Annotated in this window: 5 protein-coding genes; 2 read left to right on the top strand and 3 right to left on the bottom strand. The window is 71.0% G+C overall.

Features of this window, described 5'->3' with window-relative positions; genetic code table 11:
- On the bottom strand, nt 1-1,203 hold a 1,203-nt coding region (locus L6E10_RS08365), incomplete at its 3' end, for a BTAD domain-containing putative transcriptional regulator (RefSeq protein ID WP_308102703.1).
- A gap of 32 nt (nt 1,204-1,235) precedes the next feature.
- A complete protein-coding gene (locus L6E10_RS08360; protein WP_236218436.1) occupies nt 1,236-2,312 on the bottom strand; it encodes an epoxide hydrolase family protein in 1,077 nt (358 codons plus the stop codon).
- A 43-nt stretch (nt 2,313-2,355) separates the two neighbouring features.
- Here L6E10_RS08360 and L6E10_RS08355 point away from each other — a divergent pair, with 43 nt between their 5' ends.
- A complete protein-coding gene (locus tag L6E10_RS08355) occupies nt 2,356-3,294 on the top strand; it encodes a YafY family protein (protein WP_236218434.1) in 939 nt (312 codons plus the stop codon).
- A gap of 70 nt (nt 3,295-3,364) precedes the next feature.
- Nucleotides 3,365-4,009 carry a PP2C family serine/threonine-protein phosphatase gene (locus tag L6E10_RS08350; protein WP_236218432.1) on the top strand — a complete coding sequence of 215 codons (645 nt, stop codon included), beginning with the start codon at nt 3,365-3,367 and terminating at the stop codon, nt 4,007-4,009.
- Here the strand turns inward: L6E10_RS08350 and L6E10_RS08345 are convergent.
- Nucleotides 4,002-4,805, bottom strand: coding sequence for a Ku protein (locus L6E10_RS08345; RefSeq protein ID WP_308102700.1), 804 nt, complete (start codon nt 4,803-4,805; stop codon nt 4,002-4,004). The genes L6E10_RS08350 and L6E10_RS08345 overlap by 8 nt on opposite strands.
- Nucleotides 4,806-5,003 lie beyond the last annotated feature (198 nt).

The raw sequence follows: 5,003 nt of genomic DNA, 5'->3' as shown, positions 1-5,003 counted from the left end.
GTGGCCGATGCGGGCGGCCAGCAGCTCGCGGGCGTCGTCGGGCGGCAGCAGCCCGAGCGGCAACGCCATGGCGTGCGCGGGTTTCAGCTCGGTGCGGCTGGTGATCACCACGTGCGAGTGCGGCGTGCGCGGCAGCAGCGGTTCGACCTGGGCGGCGTCGGTGGCGTTGTCCAGCAGCACGAGCACCCGCTTGTCCGCGAGCGCGTCCCGCAGCAGCGCCGACTGCCCGGCGAGGTCGTGCGGCACCTTGGCCCGCGGCACGTCGAGCGCCGCCAGCAACCGCAGCAGCGCGTCGCCGGGGCTCACCGCCGCCCCGCTCGGCCCGAAGCCGTGCAGGTTGACGTAGAGCTGCCCGTCGGGGAACCGCTCCGCCGCCCGGTGCGCCCAGTGCACGGCGAGCGAGGTCTTGCCCACCCCGCCGGTACCGGTGATCACCACGACGCCGTTGGGGGCCTGGTCCAGCTCCGCGAGCTCGACGGCCCTGCCGGTGAACGGCTTGGGCGCCGCGGGCAGCTGGCGCGGTGCCGAGGCGGCCTGCAGGCGCCGGTGCAGGGTGGTGAGGTGCCGTGACGGCTCGGCGCCGAGCTCCGCGGCCAGCCGGGCGCGCACGATCTCGAAGTGCCGCAACGCCTCCGCCGCGCGACCGCTGCCGTGCAACGCCTCGATCAGTTGCGCGGCGATCCGTTCGTCGAGCGGGCGTGCGGCGGCGAGGGCCCGCAGCTCCGGCACGAGAGCCGCGTGCTCGCCCTGGGCCAGCCGTGCGTCGGCGTGGTCGAGGCGGGCGGCGAGCAGCTCGCCGGAGAAGTCGGCACGGAGCTGCCGCGCCCACGGTGTGTCCACAGCGGACAGGAGTTCGGCTTCGGCGATCCGCACCGCGTCCGCCGTCCGGCCCGACCGCACCAGGTGCCGGAACAGGTGCAGGTCGACCTCCAGCGGGTCGACGCGCAGCACGTACCCGGCGCCTTCGCGTTCGACCAGGCCCGGCAGCGTCTGCCGCAGCCGGGTCAGCCACGTCCGCATCATCGCGCGGGCACGCGGTGGTGGCTCCTCGCCCAGAACCCGCTCGACCAGGTCGTCGGCGGAGACCACCCGGCCCGCGTCGACCAGCAGGACCCCGAGCAGTGCGCCCACGCGGGTCGGACCGAACTCGGTCGTGGTGCCACCCACCCGCGCCGAGACCCCGCCGAAGACCGTGAAGCGCACGGTGATCACCGTAGTCGCTTCCGCTTGCCCGCTCACAGGAGAAACGCCTCCCGCAGTTCGCGGACCATCAGCTCAGGCACCTCCAGTGCGGCGAAGTGCCCGCCCCGCGGCATTTCCGTCCACCGCGCGATGGTGTGGTTGCGTTCGGCCATCCGCCGGATCGGCACCCCCACGTCGTGCGGGAACACCGCGACCGACGTCGGCGTCGCCGAGTGCGGTTCCAGCTCTCCCCACGTCTCGTCCCCCTCCTGGTAGTAGCGCGCCGACGAGCCGGCGGTCCTCGTGAACCAGAAGATCGAGGCGTTCGTCAGCAGCGCGTCGAGGGGTACCCCGATCTCCGGGTCGCTCCACGTCCGGAACGCCCACTCGATCCACTCGAGCTGGGCCACCGGCGAGTCCGTGAGCGCGTAGGCCACCGACTGCGGTCGTGTGCTCTGCATCGACACGTACCCGAACTGCTCGAACTCGTACCTGCAGGCCTTCTCCACCGACCGCCGTTCGGCCTCGACCTCCATGTCGGCCGTCTCGGCCGTGACGCCCGCGGAGAAGATCTGGTTGACGTGGATCGCGCGCACCTCGTCCCTCATCCCCAGCCGGCGGGTCAGCATGGCGCCGTAGTCGTAGCCGTGGGCGACGTACCGGTCGTAACCCAGGCGGCGCATCAGTTCCGCGACCACGTCCGCGACGCGCGGGATCGTCCAGCCGAGCTCCCTCGTCGGCCCCGAGAACCCGAAGCCCGGCACCGACGGGACCACGAGGTGGAAGTCGCGGCTCAGCGGCTCGACCATCGCCTCGAACGCGAAGCAGGTCGTCGGCCAGCCGTGGGTGAGCAACAGCGGCTCGGCGTCCTGCCTGGCGCCGCGGACGTGCAGGAAGTGCAGCGGGACGCCGTCGATCTCGGTGACGAACTGCGGGATCTTGTTGAGCCGCCGCTCCTGCTCGCGCCAGTCGAAGCTCCGCCACCGCCGGACGAGCTCCTGCAGGTGCTCCTGCGGGGTGCCCTGGGCCCAGCCCGCGCCGGCGACGGGGTCGGGCCAGCGGGTCTGGTCGAGGCGGCGGTGCAGGTCGTCGACGTCGGACTGGGGGATGGCGATCTCGAACGGCTTCATGCTCGTGACGTTATGAGGACTGTAGGACAGATATGGTCCTACAGTGTCCTCGGCCCGTTTGCTCAAGTTGCTCGGTCTGCTGCAGCCGCGCCGTGAGTGGTCCGGTGCGGAACTCGCCGAACGGCTGGGTGTCACCACTCGCACCGTGCGGCGTGACGTCGAGAAGCTGCGCGTGCTCGACTACCCGGTGCACGCGTCGATGGGCACGTCGGGAGGTGGATACCGCCTCGGCTCAGGCGCGCAGCTGCCGCCGTTGCTGCTCGACGACGACGAGGCGGTGGCCGTGGCGGTCGGGCTGCGCACCGCGAGCGGCATCGAGAACATCGGCGAGACGGCCGTGCGGGCGTTGCTGAAGGTCGAGCAGGTGCTGCCCTCGGCGTTGCGGCACCGGGTGGCGGCGCTGGAGATCGCGACCGTGCCGCACACCGGCTCCGGGCCCGTGGTCGAGTCCGGGCTGCTCACGCTCGTGGGCACGGCCTGCCGCGACCGGCAGCGGCTCCGGTTCGGCTACGCCGGGCACTCGGGTGAGGAGTCCCTGCGCGAGGTCGAGCCGCACCGGCTCGTGACGTGGGGCAGGCGGTGGTACCTGGTCGCGTGGGACGTGCTCCGGGACAACTGGCGGACTTTTCGACTCGATCGGATGAACGTGCGCACGCCGTTCGGTGTCCGGTTCACGCCCCGTGAGATCCCCGGTGGTGACGCGGGGGCGTTCGTGGCGGCCCGTGTCGCCGATAGGTGGCCCGTGCAGGGCGTCGTGCGACTCGGTGTGCCCGCCTCTCAGGCGGTGGAGTGGCGCAGCTACGGCGAGGTTTCGGCTGTGGACGAAACCTCGTGCCACGTGCGCGTCGGCGGCGAGACGATCGAAGACGTGGTGTTCATGCTCGCGAGCATCACGGTCGAGTTCGAGGTCGTCTCCCCGCCGGAACTCTCCGCCGCGCTGCTGCGGGCAGCGGACAGGTTCCGCCGGGCGGCGAGGTTCTAGAGGAATTCTCAGGGTCCTGACAGCAGACTCCCAGCAGCGCACGGCTCAGTGGAGGTCAGGGAGGTCCGCCATGCTGATCGATCGCACCATGCCGCTGGGCACCGCGCTCACCGTGACCCACGCGACGGACCGCGGTCCGCGCACGCACAACGCCGACGCCTTCGCCGTCGGCCGCCGCACGTTCGTCGTCGCCGACGGGGTGGGCGACTCGTCCGCGGCCGCCGAAGCCGCGTGGGCCGCCGCCCGTGCCGCAGCCCTGCCCACCGATCCGGTCGCCGCGGTCCTCGCCGCCCGCGACGCCCTGCAGGTCCACACCGGGGACGCGGTGGTCGTGGTCGCCGCGGCCCGCCCCGGCGGGGGCTTCGACGTGGCCTGGGCCGGCGACGCCCGCGCGTACGCGTCCGACGGCGAGGACCTCGTGCAACTCACCACGGACCACACGGTCGCCGAGTACTTCCGCGAGCGCGGCATCAAGGCCGAACGCCGCATGGAGCACGTCGTCACGAACACCGTCCGCCACGCCACTCCCGAGAACATCGGCCGTGCGTTCACCCGCGCGCCGCGGCTCGTGCTGGTGTCCGACGGCGTCTACGGACCGTTGGGGCACAACGGCATCGAAGTCATCATGTCCGGCAACGCGTCGGCGGAACGCCTGGTGCGCGCGGCCCTGTACGCACGCGGCACCGACAACGCGACGGCGCTCGTCGTCAGCTGACCTTCTTGCCGCGCTTCTTCTTGCTCGCCTCGACACTGCGCTGCAACGCGTCCATGAGGTCCACGATCCCGGTCGCCTCGGCCGGCTCGTCCTCGACCTTGATCTTGCTGCCCTTCTGCTTGGCCTTGATCAGCTCGGTAACGCGTTCGGTGTAGGTGTCGCGGTAGTCCTTGGGACGCCAGTCGTCGGCCATGGACTCGACCAGCGACACCGCCATGTCGAGTTCCTTGCCGCGCGGCGCCCGGCCCTCCGGCACGACGTCCAGCACGTCCTTCGGCGCGCGGATCTCGTCGGCGAAGAACAGCGTGTGCACGGCGAGGATGCCCTTGTCCTCCGTGAGCGCGGTGAGGTACTGCTTGCCGCGCATGACGAACATGGCGATGCCCGCGCGGTTCGTCTTCTTCATCGCCTGCGCGAGGAGGAGGTACGGGCGGGAGAACTCGGGTTTGGTCGGTCCCAGCCAGTAGGTCTTCTGGAAGTGGACCGGGTCGATCTCGTCGATGTCGACGAACGCCTCGATGTCCAGGGTCCGGCTGCGGCCAGGAGCGATCTCGTCCAGTTCCTCGGGTTCCACCACCACGAACTCGCCGTTGTCGACCTCGTGCCCCTTGACGATCTTGTCGTACGGGACTTCCCGGCCTGTGCGCTCGTTGACCCGCTTGTAGCGGATGCGGTCGGAGGTGCCGCGTTGGAACTGGTTGAAGTGCACGGTGTGGTCCTCGGTGGCGCTGTACAGCTCCACCGGGATGGTGACCAGTCCAAAGCTGATGGACCCGCTCCAGATCGCTCGTGCCATTGGCGGGAGGTACCCGGGATCCGGTGGGGTAAACGTTTGCCGGCGGGTTGGCCGGCGCCTGGGGTCCGGCGGAGTCGCCTTGTGCGGTGGTCGCCTTGGGTTCCGCATCGCGCGTGCTCGCTTCATCGCCGCTTCGCGACGATTGCGATCGGGGCTTGACTTCGGGGCCCTGGCGAGATGCTGGGTCGGCCTGAAAAG

The organism is Lentzea sp. CC55 (assembly GCF_021056325.1).
Taxonomy (GTDB): Bacteria; Actinomycetota; Actinomycetes; order Mycobacteriales; family Pseudonocardiaceae; genus Lentzea; species Lentzea jiangxiensis.
The sequence above is the reverse complement of the archived record's forward strand: the minus strand, read 5'-3'. Positions and strand labels throughout refer to the sequence as shown.